This is a genomic window from Vibrio sp. D173a (genome assembly GCF_030248475.1).
Window position 1 is genome coordinate 1 of sequence record NZ_JAHGAH010000610.1, and the last position, 688, is coordinate 688.

Genomic DNA, 688 nt, shown 5'->3' on the forward strand with positions numbered 1-688 from the left:
GGAGTTAGCTCAATGAGCGGCTTTTTATTGTCTGTTTTTTAGAAAATCGGTTTCAACTTACTGCGCTGGCATATTGTCGATAATTCGTTCGCGAATGAGCTTCAACGTGTTTTCTGTCGACACATAATCTACTTCAATTGGGAAGTAAGCGTCGTTAATTTGCAGTACCAGACTCGGGTAAGAGTTAACGCCTAAACTCTTAGCAAGACTCAGTTGGTCTTGGAAAACACCTTCCAGCAAAGTGCCATCTATATCGTTCTTAAACTGCTGAACGTTTAAGCCAATCTCTCGTGCTAGTTGCAAGTGCGTTGCTTCTTCATGAGGCGGCATCGCACGTAAGTAGTAAGCGTGTTGAATCGCTTCTAGCATTTGCTCATAAGAGTCTTGGAAGCCTGCGGCAATAACAGCGCGGCAAGACTGGTAAGTGCTGCGCACTGGCGTACACAACGTCCAGAAATCGTAGTTAAACTTGGTGCCAAGCTGGCTTTCAATTTGCTTCCAAATCTGCTCAATTTTTTGCTGCATTTCCGGAGGCATTGGCAGATTAGTATCTGGCGCAAGCCCACCCACAACATACTCAAACTGAATCACACCCGGCAGTTGCTGCTTCAATTTTTCGATGGTTGGTTTGTAGCCCCAACACCAGCTGCACATTGGATCATGTACGTAGTAAAGCTTTATATCCACT

At 45.1% G+C, this 688-nt stretch carries 1 protein-coding gene; it reads right to left on the reverse strand.

Annotated elements, in window-relative coordinates; translation table 11 throughout:
• Window positions 1-57: 57 nt before the first annotated feature.
• A complete protein-coding gene (locus tag KIV40_RS27900) occupies window positions 58-687 on the reverse strand; it encodes a DsbA family protein (RefSeq protein WP_285352452.1) in 630 nt (209 codons plus the stop codon).
• Window position 688 lies beyond the last annotated feature (1 nt).